This window comes from Mycobacterium sp. 1245111.1 (assembly GCF_001673405.1).
In the GTDB taxonomy this organism is placed as follows: domain Bacteria; phylum Actinomycetota; class Actinomycetes; order Mycobacteriales; family Mycobacteriaceae; genus Mycobacterium.
Genome location: NZ_LZLV01000019.1, coordinates 1 through 5,044 on the forward strand (window position 1 = coordinate 1; position 5,044 = coordinate 5,044).

Annotated in this window: 5 protein-coding genes; 1 reads left to right on the forward strand and 4 read right to left on the reverse strand. The window is 63.3% G+C overall.

All coding sequences use genetic code 11. The features are described from left to right. Positions 1-332 precede the first annotated feature (332 nt). Positions 333-896 carry a DUF732 domain-containing protein gene (locus A5658_RS27335; RefSeq protein ID WP_082992932.1) on the forward strand — a complete coding sequence of 188 codons (564 nt, stop codon included), beginning with the start codon at positions 333-335 and terminating at the stop codon, positions 894-896. A gap of 2 nt (positions 897-898) precedes the next feature. Here the strand turns inward: A5658_RS27335 and A5658_RS03795 are convergent, their stop codons facing one another. From A5658_RS03795 to A5658_RS03810, 4 genes are all read right to left on the reverse strand, one after another. Continuing rightward, positions 899-1,396 (reverse strand): methylated-DNA--[protein]-cysteine S-methyltransferase, encoded by a 498-nt coding sequence (locus tag A5658_RS03795; RefSeq protein WP_067331324.1) that lies wholly within the window; start codon positions 1,394-1,396, stop codon positions 899-901. After that, a complete protein-coding gene (locus A5658_RS03800) occupies positions 1,393-2,889 on the reverse strand; it encodes a DNA-3-methyladenine glycosylase 2 family protein (protein WP_067331327.1) in 1,497 nt (498 codons plus the stop codon). The genes A5658_RS03795 and A5658_RS03800 overlap by 4 nt, the downstream gene beginning before the upstream one ends. Positions 2,890-3,339: 450 nt before the next feature. Next, positions 3,340-3,918: a TetR/AcrR family transcriptional regulator gene (locus A5658_RS03805; RefSeq protein WP_067331330.1), complete on the reverse strand. Its 579-nt coding sequence runs from the start codon at positions 3,916-3,918 to the stop codon at positions 3,340-3,342. 31 nt (positions 3,919-3,949) lie between these two features. Next, positions 3,950-4,996: an SAM-dependent methyltransferase gene (locus tag A5658_RS03810; protein ID WP_067331332.1), complete on the reverse strand. Its 1,047-nt coding sequence runs from the start codon at positions 4,994-4,996 to the stop codon at positions 3,950-3,952. Positions 4,997-5,044 lie beyond the last annotated feature (48 nt).

A 5,044-nucleotide genomic window follows, 5' to 3' on the forward strand; every position in this document is an offset into this window, starting at 1 on the left:
GTGGAAAAGTAGGACACCGCCGAACACACACAACACACCCGTGCCCCCCAAAACCCTTGGGGGGCACGGGCATTTCTACGTTTAGGCCCTGATGCGATGGCGTTGGACCGGCCGAGCCGGCAGCGGCTCCGCGACTGGCGGCGCTCCTACTAGCAAACGCCTGGCGGCAAACCGCCAATTGTTGCATTCCGGTCTCGTAGGTCGCGGTAGCGCAACACTGCGGTTGCAAACAGTTATCCGATCGTGTTGTAACTGTTACAAAAGTGCCCTAACGTTATCAAAGTGAAATCTGTGCTCCATGTGCATGGAGTGCTAACGGAGGGGAGCTTCACATGGCCACGAGCAAGTCGGCCGGCGTTCTGCGCCGGTCCACCACGGGGCGCACGAATTCTGATGCCAAGCGGACCACGTGGGACACGGTCGAGATCGTGGCGACGTCGGTCGTGCGTCCTGTCATCGTTACCGCCGCAGTCTTCGGGGCTGTCTTGGGCTCGATCCCTGCAGCGCACGCGGATTCGGTCGGTGACCCGATGGCGCCCGTTCTCAACAGCGCGGGCATCGGCAACAACGGCCCGGTCAGCGGGGCCATTGCCCAGATGGGTCAATCCATCTGCCCGATGCTGGTAAAGCCTGGGGGCAGTCTGGCTAGTGGGGCGGCTCAGATGACTGGTCACGGCGGTCTAGAAGCGCCCATGGCCGGTTTTCTCGCCCAGATGGCAATCCAGTCGCAGTGTCCGGGCTGGATAAACTCCGTCGCCAACGGCAACATGCCGTTCCCGCTCCCCGGCGCCGGCGGACCGGGACTGCCACTCGGGCTAGGGGCGCCTGCTCCGCAGCCCCTATTGCCAGGCATCAATCCCGTCGGAGGCCAACCGCGGCCGTTCCCTGGGTTCTAGCTTCAGTCGAACAGCGGCAACGTCGCGGAGCTATGTCTCATCTCCAGGGCGAGCAACGACCGTTTTCGATCCAGGCCGCCGCCGTATCCGGTGAGGCTGCCACTGGCACCGATCACTCGGTGACACGGAACGACGATCGCAATTGGGTTGTGCCCGTTGGCAAGTCCAACCGCGCGAGCCGCGCCTGGAGCGCCGATCTGTTCCGCGATCTCGCCGTACGACCGGGTCTCACCGAACGGGATCGTCAGCAGCGCCTGCCAGACCCGTCGCTGAAACGCAGTGCCCCGCAGGTCGAGCTCGAGCTCGAAATCGGTGAGCTCACCGGCAAAGTACGCGCTGAGCTGGTCGACGGCGTCGCCGAATGCGGTGGGACCAGATGACCAGCCGGCGCGGTTAGGCTCGTAGGTTTGGTCGACCATGCGCAGATTGGTCAGCGTCTGGCCATACCCGGCCAAGGTGAGCAACCCGATCGGACTGTCGATCGTGCGATAGTGCGTCATGCGGTCTCCTTGACTGGCCAGTGGTTTACCGAGTGATCCAGGGTCGTCCATAAATGCTGCGTCGCGTATGAACGCCACGGTCGCCATCGCCGGCTTCGCAGGGTCAACTCGCGATGATCGGCTGGCAAGCCCAATTGCTCTGCAGCCAAACGCAATCCGAGGTCGCTAGCAGGGAACGCGTCCGGATCGCCCAGACCGCGCATCGCGATGACCTCCGCGGTCCACGGGCCGATTCCGGGCAGCGCCAGCAGTTGGCTGCGGGCTGCCTCCCAGTCGCAGCCGGCGTTCAGCACCACGCTGCCGTCGGCGAGTGCCGCGATAAGTCCAGTGACGGTTCGCCGGCGACTCGCCGGAACGGCCAGATGCGCGGGGTCGATGTCGCCAAGTTGTTCGATCGATGGAAACGTATGCGTCAGTGCACCGTTCGGGTCATGAATAGGGTCGCCGTATTGGGCGACCAGTCTGCTCGCGTGGGTGCGTGCCGCCTTCATAGACACCTGCTGGCCCAGCACCGCGCGAACGGCAAGTTCGGCTTCGTCGACTGTTCGTGGAATGCGCTGTCCGGGCGCCTTGGCGACCACTGGGGCCAGCGCCTCGTCGGAGCTCAACACATCGATCACCGCATCCGGGTCGGCATCGAGGTCGAGCAACCTTCGGCAGCGCGAGACCGCCGACGTCAGGTCGCGGAAGTCGTCGAGCATCAGCACGCATTGAACATGATCGCGAGCCGGTGTGAGGCTGGCGATTCCGTTGCCGAACGGCAGCCGCAAGGTACGCCGGTAGGTGCCTTCGCGCACTTCTTCGCACCCGGGTATTACGCTGGCGGCCAGATGGCCGAACACTCCCTCGTAGGCGAACGGAGCCCGCACCGGCAGACGCAACGTCACCGTTCCCGGCGAGGGCGCACCTGCTGCGTTGGGCTCCCGACGTGTCGTTGCGCGTCTGCGTAATTCCGTTGGCGTGCCGTCGAATACCGAACGCACCGTGTCATTGAACTGACGGATGCTGGAAAAGCCTGCAGCGAAGGCGATGTCGCCAAATGGGAGATCTGTGGTCTCGATCAGAATCCGGGCGGTCTGGGCGCGTTGCGCGCGAGCAAGCGCAAGCGGGCCGGCGCCGGCCTCCTCGTGCAGCAGTCGTTGAAGCTGCCGGGTGGTGTAGCCGAGACGGGTGGCCAGCCCGGTGACGCCCTCGCGGTCGACCGTGCCATCGGCGATCAGACGCATGGCGCGGGCGACCAGGTCGCCGCGCGTGTTCCATTCCGGTGAGCCGGGTGAGGCGTCGGGCCGACAACGCTTGCATGCGCGAAAGCCGGCCCGCTGCGCGGCCGCCGCGGTCGGGTAGAAGCAGACGTTGCGGGCTAACGGTGGGTGCACCGGGCAGCTGGGCCGACAGTAGATGCCGGTGGTGCGCACGGCGATGACGAACCAGCCGTCGAACCGGGCGTCCTTGGATTGGACGGCCCGGTAGCAGCGGTCGAAGTCTTCGTGCACGATTCGACTTTTACACCCGGGGTCCGACATTACTCGCGGAAAAGCGACATGGCCGTCCTGAAATCTGGTCACACCGGTACGTATGTAGGTTCCCCCGGCGACGTCATTTTCCCATCACCCATGTCCATCCGATGTCATCTGTCTCACCGAGCTGAGACACCGATAAGCACCCTGCTGAGCTGGCATTACGACGACGGCCGTGGGGTCTAGCGCGCCAACTTGAGCACTAGACCTGGTCATAGCCGACGTGTTATGAGCGAGCCAGGTTACTCCGGGCACAGCGGCATCACGGGTGTTCTTTCCACCGACCGCACAGGGCTGTCTTAAGCGCGACACTAGATCGGTGATTACGCCGATCAACAACGCGTCCTTAGTCGGATAGCGCGCACAGATGATCTTCTTCGACTCCCCGGCCTCTGTGGTGATTATTCGAGGATGGGGCCGTGCAGCTCACAACCGGCGGCGATCTCGACGGGGAGCAGGGCGGTGCCGGGCGATGAGCTCGCTGATGTGACGCGAGACCTCCTCAAGGGGTTGAGTCGACCGCGCGGCGCGGGAAAGTATCACCGCTCCTTCTATTGCGGCGACGATCGTTGTCGACAATGACCTGGCAGTGGAGCGCTTGACTCCGTCGTCATTCAGCTTGTCGGCCAGCATCTGCTCCCACATCGAGAACACGTCGGCGGCGGTGCTCGCGGCCTCTGGCGCTTCGTCGCGACTGCATGCCGCGGCCACGATGGGGCAGCCGCTCTCGAAATCCGTGCTGACCAATACTTCGCTCCACATCCGGCAGAATGCCGCGACGGGATCTGGTTCCTGAACACAGCCGCGCAGCATGGTGGCCATCTCGTCTCCAGCCGAACGCGTCGCCGCGGCAACAAGTTCGGACTTGCCGCCGGGAAAGTTGAGATAGATCGAACGCCGCGTCACACCGCTTGTTGCGAGGATCTGCGCAATACCGGTGCCCGCGACGCCGTGTCGCTGCATCAGCGCAGCCGTAGCTGACGTGAGCCGCTCGCGTACCCGCATGCCATCGCCTCGCTCCGAGTTGGACAAGCATTCATCTTCGTCGCTGATCTACCGCGGCTTGCAATACACCATTCGGTCTACTATTGAGTAGCGCCCGATCGTGCACGCTATGGCGCGGCGGGGGACGCCCACCTTCCTCGTGGACCCAAGATGGCGATGTATTGCCTCCGGTGCGGCAAGCGTGCCCTGAGCGCAAACTGTTCACACCACCGCTTGGCGCGGGCCCGGTTTCAACGATGGTGTCATCGAGCTGTCGCGGCCTTGGGTACCCGTCCCTGTCCGATACCTGCGCCGTACCGTTAACCGAACTCAACTTGACTCCGTCGAACAGCCATATGTCCGCGCCGTCCGGCATTGCGAATTCCGGTGGCACTTCGCGCCGGGCCGCGCGGCCCAATTCGCCCACCGTCGTCCGAGAGCGGACCTGCCACCCATGAGATGAGAGCCACGCACCGGGCTCCTGGGGCAGCGGACCGTTGAGAAACTCCCGCGTAAGCAGATCCCAGACTTCTCGGTCCTTTTCGTCCAACAACTCGTAGTTGACTTGTCGATTATCCCAGGGGTGGGTGAAATACTCGCTGATGATTCGGCTTCCGGCGGCCGATAACGCTGTGACACGGTCGAGCAGCTGATTGGCCTGAGCGCGTGTGAAGTACATCAGCAGTCCCTCGGCGATCCATACTGTTTGCCGTTCGGGCCGAAATCCCCTGCTTAGCAGTGGACCCGCGATGTCCTCACGCAGATCCGCCCGCAGTGGCACTCGCGAGCAGTCGGGAATCAGCCTGTGTTGTAACAGGACCCGTTCTTTGAACTCAAGCACCGGCGCCTGGTCGATTTCAAAAACGACGGCGTTCATGGGCAGTCCCAAGCGGAACGGGCGGCTGTCAAATCCGGCGCCTAGCAAGACGACTTGACGGCATCCGGCGTCGATCCCGTCCAGCAGTTGGCTGTCGTAAAACGGTGTGCGCTGGGTGAAATAGAAATCCAGCAGGTTCCATAGCTTCGAGGAACCATCGTCTCTGACCGGCCCCAGGTGTGGCAACGACGTATTGGAAATCCCCCGAAAGCGTGGAGGCATGCACTATGAGGAGTAGTCATGTCAGAGACGCGCAGGAAGTTCGACCAG